At 64.3% G+C, this 22,478-nt stretch carries 20 protein-coding genes; 12 read left to right on the plus strand and 8 right to left on the minus strand.

What is annotated here, in order from left to right; translation table 11 throughout:
• The first annotated feature begins 4 nt into the window (after window positions 1–4).
• From QQL24_RS08290 to QQL24_RS08345, 12 genes are all read left to right on the plus strand, one after another.
• Window positions 5–1,117, plus strand: a complete 1,113-nt coding sequence (locus QQL24_RS08290; protein WP_284311497.1) for an ABC transporter ATP-binding protein — start codon at window positions 5–7, stop codon at window positions 1,115–1,117.
• Between the two features lie 66 nt (window positions 1,118–1,183).
• On the plus strand, window positions 1,184–2,677 hold the full coding sequence (locus QQL24_RS08295) for an FAD-dependent oxidoreductase (RefSeq protein ID WP_284311498.1): 1,494 nt from the start codon (window positions 1,184–1,186) through the stop codon (window positions 2,675–2,677).
• On the plus strand, window positions 2,674–3,450 hold the full coding sequence (locus QQL24_RS08300) for a 3-ketoacyl-ACP reductase (protein WP_284311499.1): 777 nt from the start codon (window positions 2,674–2,676) through the stop codon (window positions 3,448–3,450). The genes QQL24_RS08295 and QQL24_RS08300 overlap by 4 nt, the downstream gene beginning before the upstream one ends.
• A 124-nt stretch (window positions 3,451–3,574) precedes the next feature.
• Entirely contained in the window at window positions 3,575–5,206 is a 1,632-nt protein-coding gene (locus tag QQL24_RS08305; RefSeq protein WP_284311500.1) for a GMC family oxidoreductase, read from the plus strand.
• Window positions 5,203–5,883, plus strand: coding sequence for a D-lyxose/D-mannose family sugar isomerase (locus QQL24_RS08310; RefSeq protein ID WP_284311501.1), 681 nt, complete (start codon window positions 5,203–5,205; stop codon window positions 5,881–5,883). Before QQL24_RS08305 ends, QQL24_RS08310 begins: the two co-directional genes overlap by 4 nt.
• A complete protein-coding gene (locus tag QQL24_RS08315; RefSeq protein ID WP_284311502.1) occupies window positions 5,880–6,188 on the plus strand; it encodes a Dabb family protein in 309 nt (102 codons plus the stop codon). The genes QQL24_RS08310 and QQL24_RS08315 overlap by 4 nt, the downstream gene beginning before the upstream one ends.
• Before the next feature lie 142 nt (window positions 6,189–6,330).
• Window positions 6,331–7,656, plus strand: a complete 1,326-nt coding sequence (locus tag QQL24_RS08320; protein ID WP_284311503.1) for a hypothetical protein — start codon at window positions 6,331–6,333, stop codon at window positions 7,654–7,656.
• Window positions 7,657–7,941: 285 nt separating this feature from the next.
• A complete protein-coding gene (locus tag QQL24_RS08325) occupies window positions 7,942–8,889 on the plus strand; it encodes a glycosyltransferase family 2 protein (protein WP_284311504.1) in 948 nt (315 codons plus the stop codon).
• A gap of 165 nt (window positions 8,890–9,054) precedes the next feature.
• Window positions 9,055–9,786, plus strand: coding sequence for a TetR/AcrR family transcriptional regulator (locus tag QQL24_RS08330; RefSeq protein ID WP_284311505.1), 732 nt, complete (start codon window positions 9,055–9,057; stop codon window positions 9,784–9,786).
• Entirely contained in the window at window positions 9,773–11,143 is a 1,371-nt protein-coding gene (locus QQL24_RS08335) for an efflux RND transporter periplasmic adaptor subunit (RefSeq protein WP_284311506.1), read from the plus strand. The genes QQL24_RS08330 and QQL24_RS08335 overlap by 14 nt, the downstream gene beginning before the upstream one ends.
• Window positions 11,144–11,150: 7 nt before the next feature.
• The gene (locus QQL24_RS08340; protein WP_284311507.1) at window positions 11,151–14,294 is read left to right on the plus strand and encodes an efflux RND transporter permease subunit; all 3,144 of its coding nucleotides are present in this window, start codon (window positions 11,151–11,153) and stop codon (window positions 14,292–14,294) included.
• Between the two features lie 8 nt (window positions 14,295–14,302).
• Window positions 14,303–14,587 carry a hypothetical protein gene (locus QQL24_RS08345; protein WP_284311508.1) on the plus strand — a complete coding sequence of 95 codons (285 nt, stop codon included), beginning with the start codon at window positions 14,303–14,305 and terminating at the stop codon, window positions 14,585–14,587.
• A 272-nt stretch (window positions 14,588–14,859) separates the two neighbouring features.
• On the opposite strand, the gene QQL24_RS08350 is transcribed toward QQL24_RS08345, so the two are convergent.
• From QQL24_RS08350 to QQL24_RS08385, 8 genes are all read right to left on the minus strand, one after another.
• Window positions 14,860–16,452, minus strand: a complete 1,593-nt coding sequence (locus QQL24_RS08350; protein ID WP_284311509.1) for an ABC transporter substrate-binding protein — start codon at window positions 16,450–16,452, stop codon at window positions 14,860–14,862.
• Between the two features lie 186 nt (window positions 16,453–16,638).
• Window positions 16,639–17,397 (minus strand): ABC transporter ATP-binding protein, encoded by a 759-nt coding sequence (locus QQL24_RS08355; protein ID WP_284311510.1) that lies wholly within the window; start codon window positions 17,395–17,397, stop codon window positions 16,639–16,641.
• Between the two features lie 14 nt (window positions 17,398–17,411).
• The gene (locus QQL24_RS08360; RefSeq protein ID WP_284311511.1) at window positions 17,412–18,260 is read right to left on the minus strand and encodes an ABC transporter ATP-binding protein; all 849 of its coding nucleotides are present in this window, start codon (window positions 18,258–18,260) and stop codon (window positions 17,412–17,414) included.
• On the minus strand, window positions 18,257–19,186 hold the full coding sequence (locus QQL24_RS08365; protein WP_284311512.1) for an ABC transporter permease: 930 nt from the start codon (window positions 19,184–19,186) through the stop codon (window positions 18,257–18,259). The genes QQL24_RS08360 and QQL24_RS08365 overlap by 4 nt, the downstream gene beginning before the upstream one ends.
• Entirely contained in the window at window positions 19,183–20,271 is a 1,089-nt protein-coding gene (locus QQL24_RS08370) for an ABC transporter permease (protein WP_284311513.1), read from the minus strand. The genes QQL24_RS08365 and QQL24_RS08370 overlap by 4 nt, the downstream gene beginning before the upstream one ends.
• A gap of 453 nt (window positions 20,272–20,724) precedes the next feature.
• Window positions 20,725–21,711, minus strand: a complete 987-nt coding sequence (gene corA, locus QQL24_RS08375) for a magnesium/cobalt transporter CorA (RefSeq protein ID WP_284311514.1) — start codon at window positions 21,709–21,711, stop codon at window positions 20,725–20,727.
• 142 nt (window positions 21,712–21,853) lie between these two features.
• Window positions 21,854–22,132, minus strand: coding sequence for a helix-turn-helix domain-containing protein (locus tag QQL24_RS08380; RefSeq protein WP_284311515.1), 279 nt, complete (start codon window positions 22,130–22,132; stop codon window positions 21,854–21,856).
• Window positions 22,129–22,464, minus strand: coding sequence for a type II toxin-antitoxin system RelE/ParE family toxin (locus tag QQL24_RS08385; protein WP_284311516.1), 336 nt, complete (start codon window positions 22,462–22,464; stop codon window positions 22,129–22,131). Before QQL24_RS08385 ends, QQL24_RS08380 begins: the two co-directional genes overlap by 4 nt.
• Window positions 22,465–22,478 lie beyond the last annotated feature (14 nt).

Genomic DNA, 22,478 nt, shown 5'->3' on the forward strand with positions numbered 1-22,478 from the left:
CCCAATGGCGTTCCTCGAAATCAACAACCTCAAGAAGCGCTATGGCGCCGTCGAGATCCTCAAGGGGATCAACCTGGATCTGGAGAAGGGCGGCTTCCTCGTACTCGTCGGCCCTTCGGGCTGCGGCAAGTCGACCTTGCTCAACACCATCGCAGGCCTGGAGGACATTTCGGAGGGGGAGATCCGGGTCGAAAACAACCCGATCAACGGCTTGCATCCTTCCAAGCGCGACATCGCCATGGTGTTCCAGAGCTATGCGCTCTATCCGAACATGACGGTGGGCGGCAACATCGCCTTCGGCATGGAAATGCGGGGCGTGCCCAAGGCCGAGCGCGACAAGGCGATCGACCAAGTGTCGAAGACCTTGCAGATCGGCCACCTCCTCAATCGGAAGCCCTCGCAGCTTTCCGGCGGCCAGCGCCAACGCGTCGCCATGGGCCGTGCCTTGGTACGCGATCCCAAGCTCTTCCTGTTCGACGAACCCTTGTCGAACCTCGACGCCAAGCTACGTGTCGACATGCGCGTCGAGATCAAGCGCCTGCACGCCACCACGGGCAAGACCATCGTCTATGTCACCCACGACCAGATCGAGGCGATGACGCTCGCCACCAAGATCGCCGTGCTCAAGGATGGCGAACTGCAGCAGGTCGGCACGCCTGCCGAAATCTATAACAAGCCGAACAACCTGTTCGTCGCCGATTTCATGGGGTCGCCCGCCATGAATCTCATCCAGGCCAAGGCTGCCCAGGAGAATGGCCGTACGGTCCTGAAGATCCTCGCCAAGAGCGGTGGCGGCATCACCTTGCCCATGCCGGCCAGCATCTCCACCGAACCGCTTGCCGAGGGCCGTGAAGTGATCTTCGGCATCCGCCCGGAGGCGATCACCGACCAGGACGGGGCCGATCGAAATTCGCGCGCCATCGAGATGGTGAACGCCGTGGTGGATGTTGTGGAGCCGGCTGGCGCCGACACTTTTGTCGTCACCCATCTCGGCGGCAAGGAGGTCACTGCCCGCATGCGCTCGGACGCCGTGGTGCAACCTGGCCAGGAACTGCCGTTCGCCTTCAACCTCGACAAGGCCGTGGTGTTCGACCCGGGCACGGGCAAGAGGCTGTAGGGGGCCAGACAGCCTTCCCCGCCCTGCGGGGAAGGCTTTCGCGCCGCGAACGTAGCAGGAGTTCCCATGTCCTCTCCCGATATCGTCATCATCGGCGCCGGCATGGGCGGAGCAACCATCGCGAATGCGCTCGCCCCAAGCGGGGCCGATATCCTCATCCTCGACAAGGGCGCGCAGCTGCCCGATCGGCCGGAGAACCGCGACGCCCGCGCCATCTTCCAGCAGGGGTTCTTCCGCCCGAAGGAGTCCTGGTACGACAGCAAGGGCAACCCGTTCAATCCGGGCAACTACTACTGTAATGGCGGCAATTCGAAGTTCTACGGCGCGGTCCTGCTGCGCTATCGGGCCGAGGATTTCGACGGCGTCAGCCACACTGACGGCCATGCCCCGGCCTGGCCGTTCCACTACGGCGAACTCGCGCCCTTCTACGACGAAGCCGAGACGCTCTACCAGGTGCGTGGCAAGGCGGGCGAGGACCCGACCGAGCCGCCCCGCAGTGGCGACTTCGCCTTCCCGCCCGTGCCGGACGAGCGCGCCATCGCCGACGTGCGCGAGCGGCTGCGCAAGGTCGGGCTGAAGCCGTTTTCCCTGCCGCTTGGTATCGACATCGACACCTGGCTCTCGCATGGCAAGACGCCCTGGGACGCCTTTCCCGATGCGCGCACTGGCAAGATGGACGCCGAGACCTGCGCGCTGCTGCCCGCGCTCATCCATGCCAATGTGCGGCTTCAGAACAATGCCGAGGTAAAGCGCCTGATCCTCGGCGAGGACGGCAGGCATATCGAGGCGGTGGAATATCTGCAGGACGGCGAGACCCGCCGGGTGACGCCGAAGCTCGTGGTGCTCTCGGCCGGCGCCGTGCGCTCGGCGGTGATCCTGCTTGCCTCCTCGCCCGAAGGCCTCGCCAACCGCTCGGGCATGGTCGGCCGGCACTTCATGAACCACAACCTCTCGGCGATGATCGGCATCGATCCGCGCTTCAACAACGACTCGGTCTACCAGAAGACCTTCGCCATCAACGATTTCTATCTGAGCGACGGCAAGGGTGGGCCGCCGCTCGGCAATGTCCAGTTGCTCGGCCGCATCTCCGGCCCGATCCTGAAATCGGACCTCAAGCAGGTGCCCGAGTTCATCCTCAACGCCGTGGCGCGGAAAACCATCGACTTCCTGATCATGACGGAAGACCTGCCGGATCCCGCCAGCCGCGTGCGGCTCGACGGTGAGAAGATCGTGCTGGAATGGCGCCGCTCCAACATGACGGCGCATGAGGGGCTAAAGACGGCAATGCGCGAAAAGCTGAAGCAGGCGGGCTTTCCCATCGTGCTCACGCATCTGTTCGACCGCAAGACGCCGTCGCATCAATGCGGTACCATCCGTCTCGGCGCCAATCCGGCGACGGCGCCGCTCGATCCTTTCGGCCGCGCCTATGACCACCCCAATCTCTTTGTGGCCGATGCTTCCACACTGGTCACCTCTGCCGCTGTCAATCCTTCGCTGACGGTGGCGGCCTTGTCTCTCAGGACCGCCCGGCATATTCGCGAAACGGAGCTCCATGCATGACCCGTCCCGTTCTTCTCGTCACCGGCGCCCGCCGCGGCATCGGCCTCGCCATTGCGGTGGCCTTCGCAGAAGGGGGCTATGACATCGCCTTCACCGATATCGTCGATGACGATGCGGTCGACGATGCCGAGCTTGCCATCGGCGAGGCCGGCGGCGCGGCGATGTTCTTCCAGAACGACGTCGCCGATCTCTCCAGCCACCAGGCGCTGGTCGACGATGTCCTGAAGAGCTATGGCCGGCTCGACTGCTTCGTCTCCAATGCCGGCATTTCCTCGCCCGTGCGCGGCGACCTGCTGGAACTCGAGCCTGGTAATTTCGACCGGGTCCTGACTGTGAACACACGCGGCGCCATGTTCCTGAGCCAGGTGGTGGCACGCACCATGCTGACGCTGCCGCCGCCGCAGAAACCAACGCGCAACCGTTCCATCCTGTTCATCACCTCGGTGAGCGCCGAGATGGCTTCGCCCGAGCGGGCGGACTACTGCGTCTCCAAGGCCGCACTCTCGATGTGGGTGAAGAACCTCGCCGTGCGACTGGCGCCTGACAGCATCCCGGTCTTCGAGATACGCCCGGGCGTGATCCGCACCGAGATGACGGCGGCGGTGGCCTCGACATATCAGGCCCGCATCGATGACGGGCTGGTGCCGGCCCGGCGCTGGGGGGAGGGGGCTGACGTGGCCCAGATGGCCCTGGCGCTTGCGGGCAGTTCCTTCGGTTTCGCCACCGGCAGCGCCATCGCCTGCGACGGCGCCCTTTCGATTTCGAGGCTGTGATGAAAAATCCCGGGTGCGCGGACGTCTCGTCCGCATCATCCTCCCCGTCAAATGCGACGGTTCCAAGAGGCGGACGAGACGTCCGCGCACCCGGGAAGACACGTGCACCCGGGGAGAGAACCCCATGACAGACTACATCATCACCGGCGCCGGGCCGGCCGGCTGCGCCCTTGCGGCGCGCCTCAGCGAAGATCCCAGCGTGAAGGTCCTGCTTATCGAGGCGGGCGGGCGCGACAGCCATCCCTATTTCCACATGCCCGCGGGTTTCGCCAAGATGACCAAGGGCATTGCCAGCTGGGGCTGGTCGACGGTGCCGCAGAAGCATCTCAACGACCGCGTGCTCTGGTACACCCAGGCCAAGGTGCTCGGCGGGGGCTCCTCGATCAATGCGCAGATCTACACCCGCGGCAATCCGCGCGACTACGACATCTGGGCCTATGTGCATCGCTGCGCCGGTTGGAGCTATGCGCAGGTGCTGCCCTATTTCAAGCGCGCCGAGGACAACCAGCGCTTCGCCGACACCTATCATGCCTCGGGCGGGCCGCTTGGCGTTTCCATCCCGATCAATCCGCTGCCGATCAACGAGGCCTTCATCCGCGCCGGCCAGGAATATGGCCTGCCCTACAACCCTGATTTCAACGGCGCCCGGCAGGAGGGTGTCGGCCACTACCAGGTCACGGTGCGTGACGCCAAGAGATCGTCGGCCGCCTCGGCCTATCTGAAACCCTTGCGCGGCAAGCGGCCGAATCTCACCGTCCGTACTGGCACGCTGGTGACCCGCATCCTGGTCGAGAACGGCCGGGCCGTGGGCGTCGAGGTCGTCGAGAATGGCGAGAAGAGCGAGATCCGCTGCGAGCGCGAGGTGATCGTCTCCTCCGGTGCCATCGGCTCGCCGCGCCTCCTCCTGCTCTCCGGCATCGGCCCGGCGGCGCATCTAAGCGAGGTCGGCGTCAAGGTGGTGCATGATCTGCCGGGTGTCGGCGAGAACCTGCAGGACCATCTCGACGTCTATGTCATCGCCGAATGCACCGGCGACTATACCTATGACAATATCGTCAAGCCGCACCGCACCGCCTGGGCGGGCCTGCAATATCTGCTGTTCAAGAAGGGGCCGGTGGCCTCGACCCTGTTCGAGACCGGCGGCTTTGCCTATGCCGACAAGTCCGCGCGTTCGCCCGACATCCAGTTCCATCTCGGCTCGGGTTCAGGCATCGAAGCCGGCGTCGCCAGGCTCAAGAATGCCGGCGTGACCTTGAACTCCGCCTTCCTGCATCCGCGCTCGCGCGGCACGGTGCGGCTGAAATCGGCCGATCCGAACAACCATCCGCTGATCGACCCCAATTACTGGTCCGATCCCTATGACCGGGCGATGTCGGTGGAAGGCCTGCGCATGGCGCGCGAAATTTTCCGGCAGAAAGCATTGCAGCCTTTCATCCTCGCCGAGCGCATGCCGGGGCCGGAGATCGAGAGCGAGGAAGAGCTCGCCGACTATGTCTACAAGACCTGCAAGACCGATCACCATCCCGCCGGCACCTGCAAGATGGGCGTCGACGACATGGCCGTGGTGACGCCGGAGCTCAAGGTGCGGGGGCTCGAGGGCCTGCGCGTCTGCGACGCCTCGATCATGCCGATCGTCAATTCCTCCAACACCAACGCGCCGACGATCATGATCGGCGAGAAGGGCGCCGATATAATAGCCGGCAAAGAACCTCTTCCGGCGGTCAATCTGCAGCCGGTTCCGGAGCTGACGCAGTGAGGCGCTCGCAGATCGAGGCAATCATCGAGAAGTCCCTGGCGACGATGGTCAAGCGGGGCTTTCACCTGCCATCCTTTGCCGGCTGGACACCGGCGCAATGGCGGGAGAAGGCGGAGGCGACGCAAGCTCTGCGCGTTGCCGGGCTCGGCTGGAACATCGTCGAGTTCGAGAAGGATGCCTTCTTCAAGAGCGGCATCGCCGTCTTCACCCTGCGCATGGGCGACTATCGCGACCTGCCCAAAGGCCGTGGCCGGCTCTACGCCGAGAAGGCCTTCGTGCTGTTCGAGGGCCAGCGCGTGCCGCATCACTATCATCGCGTGAAGACCGAGGACCTGATCAATCGTGGCGGCGGCATTCTCGGCGTCAACCTCGTGAAGGTCGATGCCGAAGGCCAGCCTCTCGCCGAGGCGATCACGCTGGAGCGCAACGGCATCGAGGTCGGCGTGCCGGCCAACACCACGCTGAATCTGGAGCCCGGCGAAAGCATCGTACTGGTGCCTGGCGTGGCTCATGCCTTCATCGGCGTGAACGAAGTGCTGTGCGGCGAGATTTCGCTCGTCAATGACGACGCCACCGACAATTATTTCCTTCAGCCGTTGCCCCCGCCTTCAGCGATCGTCGAAGATGTCCCGGCCCGCCATCTCGTGCTGGCCGATTACAGGAGCCTTGCCTCATGATCCGCCACATCGTGCTCGCCAATCTGCGCGGCGATCTTTCACCGGCGGAGAAGGAGAGCTTGTTCGCTGCGCTTGCCGGCATGAAGGAGCACATTCCCGGCATCGTGGCGGTCACCGTGGGCGCCAACAACAGTCCCGAGGGCCTCGACCGCGGCCACAGCCACGGTTTCACGGTCGACTTCGTCGATGCGGCGGCCAGGGACGCCTATCTGCCGCATCCCCATCACGTGAAGGTCGGCACGCAATTGGTTGGCGCCACGGAGGGTGGCGTCGGCGGGCTTCTCGTGCTGGATTACGAGGTCTGATGCCTGGAAGGAAAGGACGCAGCATTGGAGTGTCGATCACCGATCGCCATTCTTGGAAACGATTCGCTTGCCAGGAAGGAAGATGTCGATCGGTGATCGACACTCCAATGCCGCGCTTCTCCCGGCAAAGTTGGCGCCCGCAATGAAAAACAGCGCCGCATCCAGTGCCTATGTCGTCGGCACGATCGGGCTGCTGCTTGCAGGCTTCATCCTCAACAGCCTCTACCAGGTCGGTCTTTACTCGGACGGGGCCTACTACTTTCTCGGCCTCCTGTCCGAGCGCTTCTATTTCGTGTCGTCCTGGTACCGTCTGGGAGCGATTGTTCTCACGCAGACCTTCTTTCTCGCGGCGCTGCATCTCGGCGCGACCTCCATCAATATTCTCGCCATGCTGCATTCAGCCAATCTGGTTCTGGTGCCGACACTATGCTTTGCGGCCTCCACCTGGATCCTACGGGCGAATCCGCTCGCCCTCGTCGCCAACACGGTGGCGATCGCCAGCTGCTATATTCCGGTGAGCTTCTATGCGGTGGGCGAGTTCAATGCGCTATACGCCCTGTTCTGGCTGACGCTTGCGCTGCTGCTGTTCGTCGAGAGGCGGGACAAGGCCTATTTCCGCCTGATCACCGGCCTCGGCCTCTTCATGGTGGCGAGCTATGAACTGACCGTCATCACCGGCCTTATCCTCGCCGCCATCTGCGCCTGTCGCCGGGCGGCGGAGACGCAGGAGGGGACGCGGCATGCCTGGAAGATCGCCATCATCGTCTTCCTCGCCGGCAGTCTCTACGGGCTGGCCGGCATCGTCTTTCCCAGGGACCCGGCCAATGCTTCGAGCTTCGGCCGGGCTCTTTTCGAGCTTTCGGAAAACCGGATACTCTTCGGCCTGTGCGGCATCACTTTTCTGAGCGCGATCGCGGCCTATTCCCGGCCGGCGCGAATCCTGGCGCTTGCCGCCGTTGCGGCGGGCCTCTGGCTCTTTGTCGAGCGCCTCCACGCGCCGATAAGCACCACCGAGCTCAATCTGGGAGACCAGAGCGGGCAGCGCGCGCAGGTCTTTCCGATCCTTCTCGTGGCCGCAGCCGGGCTGGTGGTCGCGAGAATCCGGCCGGACTGGCTTGCGTTCAAGGCAGGGGGGCGGGCCTGGCCGCTGCTAGTCCCCCTGGCGACCGTCTTCCTGGTCTATGGCAGCGACCTCGTGGCCTGGCGCGGCTTCACCCGCGACATCTGCCGGGAGCTGCAATCGCCGAGCGCGGATGCGTCTCAAATCGCTGCCTTCTTCGGCCAGAATCGCGTCATCCGCTATGGCTGGTACTGGAACTGGCCGGTGATCAGCGTGCTCTACCGGCCGGTGGAATCGCAGCGCATCCTGCTCGATCCGCACTATCAGGGCTGGCTTCCCTTCGAGCGTCCCGAGGACGCGCCTGATATCAGCCGCTACAAGGCCTCCTCCAGCCTGTGCAACCCGTGAGGCCGGGCGATGATCCCGCCTAAGGGGGTGGGGCTTCGAGCTCCGGTTAAGAAAGGCGGGAACCCGTCATTCCGGCTGAAGCGAAGCGAAACGCCGGAAACCATGAACACCACTCTCAAAGGATAGTGTTCATGGTTTCCGGGTCTCCCTCCGGTCGCCCGGAATGACGGCGGCCTGCCTTTCTTAACCGGAACTCGAAGCCTTGCCCTTCTCCTGCCCAAGCTTGAGAGGGCCGGCGAAATAGCGTAGCAACCCCGTGACTGTTCAACCGGCGAATGGGATCTCGTGCAGGACAACCCCGTATTCTCAGTCGTTGTACCCTGCTTCAACGAAGCGGAAGTCCTGGGTGAGTTCCACCAGCGTCTTTCGGCCATCATGGCGGGGCTCGATCGCTGGGAAGTCATCTATGTCAATGATGGCAGCACCGACGACACGCTCGCCCAGCAGATCGCCCTGCATCATGAAGACGCGCATGTCGTGGTGGTCAACCTCTCGCGCAATTTCGGCAAGGAAGTCGCCACCACGGCCGGGCTCGACCAGGTGCGCGGCGAGGCGGTGATCGTGATCGATGCCGACCTGCAGGACCCGCCGGAACTGATTCCCGAACTGGTCGAGGGCTGGCGCCAGGGTTTCGACACCGTCTATGCGCAGCGCCGCACGCGCAGCGGCGAGAGCTGGCTCAAGGTCTTCACGGCGCGAATGTTCTACCGGGTGATGCAGACCTTCACCGGAGTAACGCTGCCGCCCAACACCGGCGATTTCCGCCTGATGAGCCGCCGGGTGGTCGCCGCGCTGCAGGAATTGCCGGAGCATCACCGCTTCATGAAGGGCCTCTTCGCCTGGGTCGGCTATCCCAGCAAGGCCGTGCTCTATGATCGCGCGCCGCGCTTTGCCGGCAAGACCAGCTGGAGCTACTGGAAGCTCTGGAGCCTTGCGCTGGAAGGCATCACCAGCTTCACCACCACGCCGCTCAAGCTGGCCACCTATATCGGCCTGATCATCTCCACCTTGGCCGGCCTCTATGGCCTCTGGATCATCGGCAAGACCATGGTCTTCGGCAGCGACTTCCCCGGCTATCCCAGCCTGATGGTGGTCATTCTCTTCATGGGCGGCGCCCAATTGGTGTTCCTCGGCATCATCGGAGAATATCTCGGCCGCATCTTCAACGAAACCAAGAGGCGCCCGCTTTATTTCATCGAGCGCATCCTGCGGCAGGACGGGGAAGAGCCCTGACGGAGTGGCTTGTCACCGCTCGGGCGCTACACCTTCTCCATTTTCTCGCCGCATCGATGGCGTAGGAAGCGCGGCCTCGCGCCACTGACGTCTTCTGTCCGCCCCCCGCAACTCCCTCTTGGCGAAGCCTGCAACTTCTGATAATGAGAATGAACGTTCATTCTCATGTTGGGGTTCGTAGTGGGTATTGTTGGCACGTCGGCGAGCGGGGAAGCCGCCGATCCTCAGGCAGAACCGAAGGGGCTGGACGTGCGCCGTACGCGCATTCTCGATGCCTTCGAGAATTGCATCCAGCGCGCCGGCTTCCATCGCACCACCATGCAGGACGTGGCCCGCGAGGCCGGCATGAGCGCCGGCAATCTCTATCGCTACTTTCCCTCCAAGGAGGCCCTGGTCTCCGGCATGATCGGCCGCGATCGGGAGCGGTTCGGCGCCGATTTCCGCGAGGTCGCGCAATCCGAGGACGTGATGGGCTCCTTCATCGCCCTCGGCCGCAAGCATTTCACCGAAACCCCGCGAGCCCGCTGCGTCCAGTTCATGGAGATCTGGGCCGAGGCGAGCCGCAATCCGGTCGTGGCCGAGATGTGCAACGCCGTCGACCGCGAGATCAACGACTACATGATCGCCATTCTGGAAGCGGCCAAGGCCTCGGGGCAGATCCCCGCCTCCGTCGACAGCGCCGCCACCATCACCGTGCTCTCGGCCATGGGCGACGGCTTTTTCACCCGCCGCGCGCTGGAGCCGGACTTCGACGCCTGGGAAGGTTTTCGCCTTCTGGTGAACGTTATGGACGCTCTCTTGTCGGGAAAGGTCGAGCTCAATCGTCCTTTATCCAGCACCTCGAATTCTCTGGGCCCCGCGCCCGCTTCTGAAGGAAAACCCGATGTCCGCTCTTGAAAAGCAGAACCGGTCGGACCGCGACACCGTTGAGCGTCGCCAGGGCCCCGGCTTCGAGGGAGATTCCGGCATGCCGACAATCCATCAGGCCGGGCATGGCGCAGGCAACCATGCCTATGGCGCGCCGATCGAGCATCGGCGCGCGCCCTGGTACACCACCTTGGCGGTCTGGCTGGTGATCATCGTCATCACCGCCGGCGTGCTCTATGCCCAACGCGAGTCGATCGTGGCGCTGGTGAACCCGCCCGCGCAGGCGGTGGTGGTGACGAAGCCGCCCTCCATCACCGTGACCAAGGCCACGACGGGCTCCATCACCGAAAGCGTCGTCGTCACCGGCAATCTCATCGCTCGCGAGGAGATCCTGGTGTCGCCGCAGATCGATGGCTATGCCGTCGATAAGATCAATGTGGAAGAGGGCGACCGGGTGACGGAAGGCCAGGTGCTGGCGGAATTGTCGCGCACCACCATCGATACCTCGCTCGCCCAGAACGAGGCGCAATCGGCCCGCGCCGATGCCGCGATCGCGCAGGCCCAGTCGTCCATAGCCGAGGCCAGCGCCAACAAGGATCAGGCGGTGAGTGCCTTCGCGCGCTCGCAGGCCCTGGTGAAGAGCGGCAACACCACAGCCGAGACCCTCGACCAGCGCGAGGCCAATGCCAAGATGGCGGATGCCCGTCTGGAAGCTGCCCAACACGCCCTCACCGTGGCGCAGGCCGATAAGAAGCTCGCCGACGCCCAGCGCTCCGAGTTGATGGTGCGCCTCGATCATACCCAGATCCGGGCTCCGGCGTCGGGCATCGTCAGCCGCCGCACGGCCCGCATCGGTGCCGTTGCCTCGGCGGCCGGCGATCCCCTGTTCCGCATCATCCGCGATGGCGATGTCGAGCTTGAGGCCGACGTGCCTGAGACGACGCTGGCTCGCATGCTGCCGGACATGAAGGCGCAGGTGATCACGGCCTCGCGCAAGGAGCCTTTCACGGCGCATGTGCGCCTCGTCTCGCCCGAGGTCAGCCCGACCACCCGCCTCGGCCGGGTGCGCCTCGCCATCGACCAGGCCCCGGGCCTGACCATCGGCGCCTTTGGCCGGGCGAGCGTTGAGATCGCCAGTCATGACGGCGTCCTCGTGCCGCAATCGGCCGTGCTTTATTCCGAAGAAGGCGCGACCGTGCAGGTCGTCAAGGACGATATGGTGTCCACCAAGACCGTCACGCTCGGCTTGCGTACTGAAAGCCGGGCCGAGATCGTCAAGGGCGTGGAGGCGGGCGATGCCATCGTCGCCACCGCCGGCACCTTCGTGCGCGACGGCGACAAGGTGACACCGGTCGACGCGGCGACGACCACCGCTCAGGCGAAGTGAGGCGGTGATGTCCTTTAATATCTCCGCTCTGTCCATCCGCTATCCCGTTCCCTCCATCGTGCTGTTCGTGGTGCTGCTGCTGCTCGGCTGGGTGTCTTTCGAGAGCCTGCCGATCACCAAATTCCCCAATATCGACGTGCCCGTCATCTCGGTGACGGTCACCCAGCAAGGCGCCGCGCCCTCGGAACTGGAAACGCAGGTCACCCGCAAGGTCGAGGATGCCGTCTCGGCCGTCGCGGGCGTCAAGCACATCCAGTCGACGGTCACCGATTCCAGCTCGGTCGCGGCGATCGAGTTCTGGCTGGGTACCGACACAGACCGAGCCCTCAACGACGTGAAGGATGCGATCACCAAGATCCGCACCGTCCTGCCGCGCGATATCGATGAACCGGTGATCAGCCGTGTCGATGTCGAGGGGCAGTCTATCCTGACCTATTCGGCCTCCTCGCCGGGCATGACGCTGGAACAATTGTCCTGGCATGTCGACGACGTCGTCACGCGTGAGCTGCAGGGCCTGCGCGGCGTCGGCCGTATCGACCGTCTCGGCGGTGTCACGCGCGAAGTGCGCGTTGCCCTCGATCCCGACCGCCTGCTCTCGCTCGGCGTGACGGCAGCCGATGTCAACCGACAGCTCAAGGCCACCACGGTCGACCTGTCCGGCGGCAAGGGCGATGTCGGCAACCAGGAGCAGTCGATCCGCACGCTCGCCGGTGCCCACACCATCGATGAACTCAAGGACACCAAGATCATGCTGCCCGGTGGGCGGCAAATGCGCCTCAACGAGATCGCCGACGTCACCGATGCCTATGCGGACCAGAAATCCTTCGCGCGTGTCGACGGGCATGTGCCGATCGTGGCCTTCTCGGTGTTCCGCGCCAAGGGCGCCAGCGACACCGTCGTCGCCGATGCCGTGGCCAAAAAGCTCGTCCAACTGCATGCGGCTCATCCCGACGTCGCCTACACGCTGGTCGACGACGGCGTGAAGAACACCTACGGCAATTTCAAATCGGCGATGCAGACCCTGATCGAGGGCGCCATCCTCGCCGTCATCGTGGTGCTGATCTTCCTGCGCGACTGGCGCGCTACCCTCATCGCCGCCGTGGCGCTGCCGCTCTCGGCCATCCCGACCTTCTGGGCGATGAGCGCCATGGGCTTCTCGCTCAACCTGGTCAGCCTGCTGGCCATCACGCTGGTGACGGGCATCCTGGTCGACGACGCCATCGTCGAGATCGAGAACATCGTCCGGCATATGAAGATGGGCAAATCGCCCTACCGCGCCTCGATCGAGGCGGCTGATGAAATCGGCCTCGCCGTGATGGCGATCACCCTGACGATCATCGCCATCTTCACGCCGGTGAGCTTCATGGGCGGTATCGCTGGCCAGTATTTCAAGCAGTTCGGGCTGGTGGTGGCTGCGGCGGTGTTCTTCTCGCTCCTGGTGGCGCGGTTGATAACGCCGATGATGACGGCCTATTTCCTCCGGCCCCATCACCATGTCGAGCCGCGCGACGGCTTCATCATGCGCGCCTATACGCGCTTCCTGGGGTTCACGCTGGCGCGCTGGTGGTCGCCCTATCTGACGATCGCCGCCGGTTTTGGCCTGTTCTTCTTCTCGCTGCACCTGATGGGCTACCTGCCCCAGGGCTTCATCCCGCCGGATGATACGGGCCGCATCGTCTATGCCGCCGAGGTCCCGCCGGGGGCCAAGCTCGAGGATACGCAGGCCAAGACCGACGAGCTCGCCACGGCGATACGCAAGATCCCCGAGGTGCAGCGCGTCTTCGTCATCGGCGGCTCCTCGCCGACGGGCCAGCTCGAGCTGCGCAAGGCCGCGCTCTATGTCGAGCTCTCCAACAAGGCCGACCGGGTCCGCCATCAGTCCGAGATCCAGAACGACATCACCACCCTGATCGCCGGCATTGCGGATGTTCGCGCCTGGCGCGTGAACGACCGCGGCGACCGTGACGTCAATCTCGCCTTGCAGGGCACCAATCCGGTGGAGCTGGAGGAGTCCGTCGCCAAGCTCGAAGGCGCCATGCGCCATGTCGAAGGCTTCAACAATGTGGCGGCCTCCACCGGTCTCGACCGGCCGGAGGTGCGCATCATCCCGCGCACCGACGATGCCGCGCGCTACGGCATCACCACCGAGCAGATCTCGGAGGCCGTACGCGTGGCGACGATCGGCGATATCGACGCCAACCTTGCCAAATTCAATGCGGGCGATCGCCTGATCCCGATCCGCGTGCAGCTGACCGAGGCCTCGCGCGCCAGCCTTAGCTTGATCGAGGCCTTGAACCTCACGACCAGCACTGGCGGCACCGTGCCGCTCTCGGCGGTGGCCGACGTCAAATTCGGCCAGGGCCCGTCCTCGATCGATCGCTACGACCGTGCGCGCCAGGTGAAGATCGGCGCCGACCTCCGGCCCGGCCTCGAAATCGGCGAGGCGCTGGAGAAGGCCAAGGCGCTGCCGGAAGCCAGGAACCTGCCGGCCTCGGTGAAATTCGCCTCGACGGGCGATGCCGAGATCATGGAAGAGGTCTTCTCCGGCTTCGCCATGGCGATGGGTGCGGGCCTCCTGATGGTGGCGGGCGTGCTGGTGCTGCTGCTCGGCAGCGTTTTCCACCCGATCACCATCCTGATGTCGCTGCCGCTCTCGCTGCTCGGCGTGGTGCTGGCGCTCTTGGCGACCCATCATTCGATCTCGATGCCGGTGGTCATCGGCATCCTGATGCTGATGGGTATCGTGACGAAGAATGCCATCATGCTGGTGGACTTTGCCGTCGAGAGCGTCAAGCACGGCATGCACAGACATGACGCGATCATCGATGCCGGGCGAAAGCGCGCCCGGCCCATCGTGATGACCACCATTGCCATGGTGGCGGGCATGTTCCCGACCGCTCTCGGCCATGGCGACGGCGGAGAGTTCCGCGCCCCCATGGCCATCGCGGTGATCGGCGGCCTGATCGTCTCGACGCTGCTGTCGCTGGTCTTTGTGCCGTCCTTCTACTCGGTGATGGACGACATCACCCGCGGGGTCTCCTTCATCTTCGGTCCGCTGGTCGGGCCGAAGGACGAACCGACGGAAGGGAAGCCGGTGCACGAGGTTTATCAGGGACACACCGGCAGGGGGACCGCCGCCGCGGCGGAGTGAGGACAGACATGAACTTCATGCCCCGGCCGGAGCGCGATCCCACGCCACGCGAAAAGGCCTATCTGAGCGCGCTGGAGGCGGGCGAGCTGCGCCCGTCGATCAGCGGCCAGGCCGGACATATGTGCCGCAAGTTCGGCTGGTGCGAGGCCGTCTACCGCCTGCCGGATGGCAGCGAGCTCCGGCGCTCGGACCTGCCGGCCCAGATGGATTCCATCGCCATCGTCAAGGCCGGCTACCGCGCTATCGGCTACTGCCTGACGGCAAGGGGCCGGGTCGCGCTGGCCAAGGGATAGGGCGGTCCTGGGATCGCAGGACTTGCCCGGGATAGCAGGCATCCTTGCCTGCTCTTGGAAACGCATCGTTTACGCAGAGAGGCGTCACTTGGTGTGCCGGTCTTCAGACCGGCATCTTGCCACCGAGGTCCAGGGCATGCCGGTCTGAAGACCGGCACACCGAATTCGGCCGGCGACCTGGGCGAACGAGCAGGCAGGGAGGTCTGCGAGCCCAGGCAGGTGCAGGCCGGCCGCGCCCGACGCTGTCATCGGGCGCGGCCCTCAGCCCACCATCACTTCGTCGTTTCCCCATACAGAACCACGTCCGACGCGGGGCCGAGCAGGAAGCCCTTCACATTGCCGCGCTCGGCGGTCTGCTTGATCTCCTGGAACATGATGACGAACGGACCCTCGTCCATCACCTTCTTCTGCAGGTCCTTGTAGTCCTGCTCGCGCTTGGCAAGGTCGCGTTCTTCTACTGCCGCTTCCGTCATCTTGCTGATATCGGGAATCAGCCAGGAATTGCGCCAGGCCAGCGGCTTGGTGGCGGGATTGTCGGAATTGTCGGTGTTGCGGGCGAAGCTGTCGGCATTGGTGTGGGGGTCCATATAGTCCGGGCCCCAATAGACCAGCAGCATCTGGTGCTGGCGGGCGCGATATTTGGTGAGCAGGGTCTTCTGCTCGGCCGGGATGATCGTCACCTTGACGCCGCCTTGCGCCATGCTCGCCTGGATCGACTGGGCGATGTTGATATAGGGCGAGGAATTGGCGGCATCGAGCGTGAGTTCGAGGCCGTTGGGATAGCCGGCGGCCGTCAGCAGTTCCTTCGCCTTGGCGGGGTCGAACTTGTATTCCTTCTCGTCGAGCGCGGCCCAGAAACCCGAGGGCCAGAAAGTCTGGTGCACCTGGTCCTGGCCCTTCAGGAACGAGTTGACCATGCCGTCATAGTCGACGAGGTAATGCAGCGCCTGGCGTACGCGCACGTCGTCCAGCGGCTTGTGGGCGACGTTCAGGCCGACATAATGCAGCGTTGCCTGGGGCGATACCGAGACGGCGACATCCTTGTTGCCGGCAAGACCGGCGATCTGGTCGGGCGAGAGGTCGCGCGCGATATCGGCATCGCCCTTCTCGATCATCAGGCGCTGGGAAGCGGGCTCCGGCACATGGCGGATGACGACGCGTTTCAGCTTCGGCTCGCCCTCGCGATAGTTCGGATTGGCATCGAGCACGACGCTTTCGTTGGCCTGCCAGGAGCGCAGGGAGAAGGAGCCTGAGCCGGCCGAATGGGCCTTCAGCCAGGCATTGCCGAGATCCCCGCCCTGGTCGTGCTGCATCACGGTCTGCTTCTCGACCACCGAGCCGACGATGGAGGAGAGCAGGGAAAGGACCAGCGAGGGCGAGAAGGGCGGCGCGATGGTGATCTGCAGCGTGGAGGGATCGACCACCTTCACCATCTGATCAACATTGTCCTTGGTCCAGCCGAGCTGCGAGATCAGGAAGGCCGGGGTCTTGTCGAGCTTGATGACGCGCTGGAGCGAGAAGGCGGCGTCATCGGCCGTGATCGGATCGCCCGAGGCGAATTTCATGCCCGCGCGGATCTTGAAGGTGAAGGTCTTGCCGTCCTCGCTCACCGTCCAGCTTTCGGCGACACCGGGATCGATCTTGGTCGGGTCCTTGGCGTCGATGCGCACGATGCGATCATAGATGTTGGCGTCGACCTCGATGCCCGACAACTCATAGGCCTCGGCCGGATCGAGGCTGATCATGTCGTCGATATTCTTGGCCATCACCAGCGTGTTGGCCGGCGTAGCCGCGAAGGCCGACGTCGATGCCAGCAGCATCGTGGTCATGACAGCGATGGCAAGTCTCGGTCTGAAGTGCAGCATGCTCGGTTCTCCTGCGGAGGGTGTTCTTGTCAGACAAACTCCAGCATCACAGTGCGTTTCGGAGCGGAATGCAAGGAGTAGGATGGGAGTGTCGATCACTGATCGACATTCTTTGGAGACGCTGCCCTGGTCGACAAGGAAGAGGGCGATCGGTGATCGCCCCTCCGCGTTCGGCGCACCTCCGTGTCAGGCCGCGCTGGTTCTCCGATACCCCTGGCTCATGGCGATCAGGTCGAGCGTATAGGCCTCCCTGGCCTCGCCCTTGCGCAGGCTCTCGACATCGAGGATTTCGAGGAGCCGACCCCCGCGCATGACGCCGACCCGGGCGCAGAGATGCGCGACGACGGCGAGGTCGTGGCTTACCAAGATGGAGGTGAGGCCCCGCTCGGCGCGCAGCCGCGCCAGCAGGTTGAGGATCTCGGCCTGCACGGAGACGTCGAGGGCGGAAGTCGGCTCGTCCAGCAGCAGGATGGCCGGTGCCAGGATGAGGGCGCGGGCGATGGCCACGCGCTGGCGCTGGCCGCCGGAGAGCTGGTGCGGAAAGCGATAGCGGTATTGCGGCGAAAGATCGACGGCCGCGAGTGCCTCGGTGACGCGCTGCTCCGGCCGGTCCAAGCCCTGGATCTCCAGCGGCTCGCGCAGCTGCCGGTCCACGGTCTGGCGCGGATGCAGCGAGGCATAGGGGTCCTGGAAGACGAGCTGCTGCATGCGCCGGTCGCCCGGGCTGCGCCTCGCGGTGAGCATCCTTCCCTCGATGGCAATGCTGCCGGCCGAGGCTTCGACCAGGCCGGCTATGGCGCGCAGCACCGTCGATTTGCCCGAGCCGGATTCACCGACGATGCCGAAGCTCTCGCCGGCCGCCACCGAGAAGGAGACGTCGCGGACCGCCGTCGTCAGGCCGCCGGCGACGCGGAAGGTCACCGACAGGCCTCTTATGTCGATCATGGGCGCTCTCACGGTCATGCCAGCCACGCCGGGTCGCGCCGGACCACGCTCAACTGCGGCCGGGGATGGGCAAGATCCGGCACCGAGGCGAGCAGGGCTTGCGTATAGGGATGTTTGGCGGCGCCAAGGTTCCGGGCGTCGAGCGTCTCCATCACCTTGCCGCCATACATCACCAGCACCCGGTCGCAGAAGCTGGAGACGACGGCGAGGTTGTGGCTGATGAAGATGAGGCCCATGCCGCGTTCGGCCACCAGGCGGTCGAGGATGGCGAGGACGCTGTTCTGCACGCTGACGTCGAGGGCGGAGGTCGCTTCATCCGCAATGAGGATTTCGGGCTCGGCCACCAGCATCATGGCGATCATCACGCGCTGGCCCATGCCGCCCGAAAGCTGGTGGGGATAGAAGTCGAGCACACGTTCGGGATCGCGGATCTGCACCGCCTCCAGCATGGCGAGCGCGCGGCGTCGCGCTTCGGCGGCCGAGGCGCGGCGGTGCAGGCGATAGGCCTCGGCGATCTGGTGGCCGACCCGCATGATCGGGTTGAGCGAATATTTCGGGTCCTGCATAATCATCGCCATGCGGCTGCCGCGGATGTCGCGCCATTCGCGGCGCGAGAGGGTGCGCAGATCCTTGCCCTGCAGGGCGATGCGGTCAGCGGTGACGCTGGCGGGCGGACCGAGCAGGCCGAGGAGGGCACGGCCGGTGGTCGATTTGCCCGAACCGGATTCGCCGACGATGCCGAGCCGTTCCCGCCCGAGCGTGAAGTCGACGCTCCGCACGGCCTGGATGATGCGGCCACGCGCGGGAAAGCTCACCGACAGGTTCCGGACCTCGAGAAGGGGCTCGTCCGCCGTGCCGGTCATCCGCCACTCCTGGGATCGAAGACGTCGCGCAGCCCGTCACCCAGCAGGTTGAAGCCGAGGCTGACGACGAAGATGGCGAGGCCCGGAATGGTCGCCACCCACCATTGGTCGAGCACCAGGCTGCGGCCGGAGGCAACCATGGCGCCCCATTCGGCGATGGGCGGCTGCGCGCCGAGACCGAGGAAGCCAAGCCCGGCGGCGATGATGATGATACCGGCCATGTCGAGGGTGAGGCGGACGATCACCGAGGAGAGGCAGAGCGGCACGACATGGCGCAGCAGGATGCGGGCGGTCGAGCCACCCTGCAGCTTGATGGCGGCGATGAAGTCGGAGCGGGCGATCGATGCGGTCTCCGCCCGCGCGAGACGCGCATAGGGCGGCCAGGCCGTCAGCGAGATGGCGATCACCGCATTCACGATGCCCGGCCCGAGCGCCGCCGCGAAGGCGAGCGCCAGCACCAGGCTTGGAAAGGCGAGGAAGATGTCGGTGATGCGCATGAGGACGATATCGGTGATGCCGCCGAGGAAGCCCGAGACGGTGCCGACCAGCAGGCCGAGGGGCACGACGATGACGGCAACCAGCGCCACGATGGTCAACGTCACCCGCGCGCCATAGACGGTGCGTGCGAAGATATCGCGGCCCAGTTCATCCGTGCCGAACCAATGCGCGGCGCCGGGCGGAGCGAGACGTCCGGCCAGGTCTTGCTTGATCGGCGAGATACCCCAGGCGATCAGCGGGGCGAACAGCGCCATCAGGATCAGCAGTACGACGACGATGAGGCCGGTGCAGGCGAGCGGATTGCGCAGAAGCGCCGCGATCACGCGCCAGGTACCCCCCAGCCGCGCCTGCAGCGGCGAGGACGGCGATTCGGCAGTGAGCCAGGCATGCCAGCCCAGCCGAGTATCGTTCGCGGTGAGGTTGCTCATGTTCCCCTCAAGCGCGGATCGACCAGCTTGTAGAGGAAGTCGCAGGTCAGGTTGACGGCGATGAACATGGTGCCGACCACGAGCGTGCCGCCAAGCACCGCATTCATGTCGGCATTGAACAGCGATTGCGTGATGTAGAGGCCGAGGCCCGGCCAGGCGAACACCGTTTCGGTGAGCACCGCGCCCTCCAGCAGCGTGGCATAGCTGAGGCCGATTACGGTGATCAGCGGTACGAGGATGTTGGGAAAGGCGTGTCGCCAGACCGCGCCCCAATAGGAACGGCCCTTCACCTGCGCCACCGTGACATATTCCTGGCTGATCTGGGAGATCATGAAGCTGCGTGTCATGCGTGCGATATAGGCGAGCGAGAGATAGCCGAGGATGGCGCCGGGCAGGACGAGATGCTGGGCTGCGCTCCAGAAGGTATCCCATTCGCCGGCCAGCGCGCTGTCGATGAGCACGAAGCCGGTGAGGGGTTCGACGATCCCCTCGAAGGCGACATCGATGCGCCCAGGGCCGGCGACCCAGCCGAGCTTGCCGTAGAACAGCGCGAGCCCCACCAGGCCGAGCCAGAACACCGGCATGGAGTAGCCGAACAGGCCGACGATGCGCACGATGTGATCGGGCCAGCGCCCGCGCGTGGCGCCGGCGATCACGCCCGCCGGCACGCCGAGCGTCACGCCGATCAGTGTGGCGACGGTCGAAAGCTCGATGGTGGCCGGGAAGAAATGCAGGAGGTCCGACAGCACCGGGTTCGAGGTGATCACCGAGGTGCCGAGATCGCCATGCAGCACCTTGTTGAGATAGATGAGAAACTGCTCGGGGATGGGCTTGTCGAGACCCATGGCGAGGCGCGTCCGGTCATAGATATCGCGCGGGGCATGGTCGCCGACCACGGCGAGCACGGGATCGGTGGGGATGAAGCGGCCGATGCAGAAGGTAACGAGGCTGAGGCCGAGCAGGCTCAGCACCACCGAAGAGACGAAGGTCGCGCAGGAGCGAAACAGGCGGTAGCCCAGGCTGTGCGCAACGAAAGGCTGGTCGTCGGAGGGGGCATCGGTGGCGCTCGTCGAGGCTTGGCTCATGCCGATCGAATGCCTCCCGAGCTGGACGTTTCCGACATGCGCAAATGCTTCCAATCATACCGCCGACTATGTCGCGCATCTTCGAACGGTATGCCGGCAAACTCAAGGGGAGATGAAAGAGTGGGCCATCCCCTGGAGTGCAGGCGTCTGCTCTCTTGGAAACGATACGCTGGCCGAACAGGGAGAGGCGACCGAAACATCGATGGGCTTCGAGTCTGTCTCCGCCGTCCAGGACGCAGGCCGAAATCGGTGTGCCGGTCTTCAGACCGGCATGTCCTCGACCTTGGCGGCAAGGAAGATGCCGGTCTGAAGACCGGCACACCAAGGCGCCCCATTCGGACAGGTTGGGAACACTCCCCGAAGTCGCGAGCGAGTCCTGCGCCTTCCCCCGTTATAAGTCAGCGCCTATGGGCGAGAAGCCTGTGATCCCACGACCCAACTACCTCCCAGCCCTCACAGCCAGTTCTTCCAGCGGAAGATAAAATAGGGCGCAACGGCAACGATCACCATCAAGGCGAGCGCCATCGGGTAGCCATACTCCCATTTGAGTTCGGGCATGCGCTCGAAATTCATGCCGTAGACCGAGGCAACCAGGGTCGGCGGCATGAAGATCACCGCCATCACCGAAAACAGCTTGATGATGTTGTTCTGTTCCAGATTGACCAGGCCGAGCGTGGCGTCGAGCAGGAACTGGATCTTGTTGGACTGGAAGCTGGCATGTTCCTCGAGCGACTGCAGGTCGCGCAGGGTCGCCTTCACCTCCTCGCGCAATTCGCTGGGGATATGGGCGGCCTTCAGCCCCGCCGAGAAGGAGAGCAGCACGCGCTCGATCGACACCAGGCTCTCGCGCAATTTGGAGATGACGTCACCATGGCGGCCGAGGCCGCGCAGGGTGCGCTGCAGCGCGGTGTTGCGATCCCCCTGCTTCACAGTCTCCTTGAAGACATCGCGCGAGAGCGCATCGAGGCGGTCGCCCGTATTCTGCAGGAGCTCGGCGCAGCGCTCGATGATGGCATCGATCAGGCCGGCCATGATGGCCTCGGCCGTGCCGCCGCAGCCGCCGGGCTTGGTGGCATGGCCGACGAATTTCGAGAAGGCCCGGGGATCGCAGTAGCGCACCGTCACCAGGACCTGGCCGGCCAGGATGAAGGTCACCGCCGAAATCTCCGGGTCGCTGATGTCGTTCTTGATCAGCAGCCGCATGGTCATGTAGCGCGTGCCGTTCTCCGTCCACAGGAGCTCGGAGGGCTCGATATCGTCCATGTCCTCATGGGTGGGAATGGAGATGCCGAGCAGTTTCTCGACCTGCTGATCCTCCTCCTTGGTCGGCTCGTAGAGGTCGATCCACAGGACACCACCCGCCAGCGTCTCGCCCGGCTGCAGGAGATGGGGCAGGAGCCTGTCCTTGTTGTCGGGGCAGAGACGATGGGTAATGATCATGGAGGGCTCAGGAAAGGGGAATGCAAATTGGCATGGGACCCGTCTTGGGGCGACAACAAAGACACTGCACCATACAGTACCGGCAGCTTTTAGCACCGGCACGTCAGTGAAGAATGACAGGTCGAGGCTGCGTGACGACTGCTTATGCAGCCTTCTCGATATGCATGTCGACGCGTAGACCAAGCTTGGAAAGATAATTCACGAGCTGATCGAGGCTGAAGAGATCAATCTTGCCATGCGAGAGTTCGGAAATGCGCGGCTGAGAGACGCCGAGCTTCGCAGCAGCCTCCTTCTGGGTCCAGCCATTCTTCTCGAACTGCTCCTTGAGCGCGAGCATCAATTCGGCACGGGCGTGCAGGTTCGCGGCCTCCTCGGTTTCGCCGAGGGCTTCCCATACATTGCTGAACGTCTCGCTCTTCATCGCCCTCTCTCCTCGATCAGGACCTTGTAGCGTCGTTTTGCTATGTCGATGTCCCGGCTATCGGTCTTTTGGGTCTTCTTCTCGAAAGCGTGCAGGACATAGATCGCCTCTTCGAATTTGGCGACATAGAAGATCCGGGCGATGCCGTTTTCGTCCCTGAGACGGATCTCGTTGACGCCACTGCCCACCGTTGCCATCGGCTTCCAGTCAGCGGGCTCCCGGCCTCGTTGTAGCTCGAACAGTTGAACGCCCGCCTGCCGCTTCATGGGAGTTGGAAAACCCTGAATAGTCTTGCGGCTATCACCGAGGAACGTCAGAGGCTTAACAGGCATGATCAATTATACGT

The sequence above is a fragment of the Labrys miyagiensis genome, from assembly GCF_030160835.1.
In the GTDB taxonomy this organism is placed as follows: Bacteria; Pseudomonadota; Alphaproteobacteria; order Rhizobiales; family Labraceae; genus Labrys; species Labrys miyagiensis.

What these genes read in the sequence shown, in the direction of transcription:
- QQL24_RS08315 (WP_284311502.1), top strand. Translation starts at nt 5,880, where the DNA reads ATGATCCGCCACATCGTGCTCGCCAATCTGCGCGGCGATCTTTCACCG.
- QQL24_RS08340 (WP_284311507.1), top strand. Translation starts at nt 11,151, where the DNA reads ATGTCCTTTAATATCTCCGCTCTGTCCATCCGCTATCCCGTTCCCTCC.
- QQL24_RS08385 (WP_284311516.1), bottom strand. Translation starts at nt 22,464, where the DNA reads ATGCCTGTTAAGCCTCTGACGTTCCTCGGTGATAGCCGCAAGACTATT.
- QQL24_RS08365 (WP_284311512.1), bottom strand. Translation starts at nt 19,186, where the DNA reads ATGAGCAACCTCACCGCGAACGATACTCGGCTGGGCTGGCATGCCTGG.
- QQL24_RS08350 (WP_284311509.1), bottom strand. Translation starts at nt 16,452, where the DNA reads ATGCTGCACTTCAGACCGAGACTTGCCATCGCTGTCATGACCACGATG.
- QQL24_RS08360 (WP_284311511.1), bottom strand. Translation starts at nt 18,260, where the DNA reads ATGACCGGCACGGCGGACGAGCCCCTTCTCGAGGTCCGGAACCTGTCG.
- QQL24_RS08380 (WP_284311515.1), bottom strand. Translation starts at nt 22,132, where the DNA reads ATGAAGAGCGAGACGTTCAGCAATGTATGGGAAGCCCTCGGCGAAACC.
- QQL24_RS08295 (WP_284311498.1), top strand. Translation starts at nt 1,184, where the DNA reads ATGTCCTCTCCCGATATCGTCATCATCGGCGCCGGCATGGGCGGAGCA.
- QQL24_RS08330 (WP_284311505.1), top strand. Translation starts at nt 9,055, where the DNA reads ATGTTGGGGTTCGTAGTGGGTATTGTTGGCACGTCGGCGAGCGGGGAA.
- QQL24_RS08335 (WP_284311506.1), top strand. Translation starts at nt 9,773, where the DNA reads ATGTCCGCTCTTGAAAAGCAGAACCGGTCGGACCGCGACACCGTTGAG.
- QQL24_RS08290 (WP_284311497.1), top strand. Translation starts at nt 5, where the DNA reads ATGGCGTTCCTCGAAATCAACAACCTCAAGAAGCGCTATGGCGCCGTC.
- QQL24_RS08345 (WP_284311508.1), top strand. Translation starts at nt 14,303, where the DNA reads ATGAACTTCATGCCCCGGCCGGAGCGCGATCCCACGCCACGCGAAAAG.
- QQL24_RS08370 (WP_284311513.1), bottom strand. Translation starts at nt 20,271, where the DNA reads ATGAGCCAAGCCTCGACGAGCGCCACCGATGCCCCCTCCGACGACCAG.
- corA (WP_284311514.1), bottom strand. Translation starts at nt 21,711, where the DNA reads ATGATCATTACCCATCGTCTCTGCCCCGACAACAAGGACAGGCTCCTG.
- QQL24_RS08300 (WP_284311499.1), top strand. Translation starts at nt 2,674, where the DNA reads ATGACCCGTCCCGTTCTTCTCGTCACCGGCGCCCGCCGCGGCATCGGC.
- QQL24_RS08355 (WP_284311510.1), bottom strand. Translation starts at nt 17,397, where the DNA reads ATGATCGACATAAGAGGCCTGTCGGTGACCTTCCGCGTCGCCGGCGGC.
- QQL24_RS08305 (WP_284311500.1), top strand. Translation starts at nt 3,575, where the DNA reads ATGACAGACTACATCATCACCGGCGCCGGGCCGGCCGGCTGCGCCCTT.
- QQL24_RS08320 (WP_284311503.1), top strand. Translation starts at nt 6,331, where the DNA reads ATGAAAAACAGCGCCGCATCCAGTGCCTATGTCGTCGGCACGATCGGG.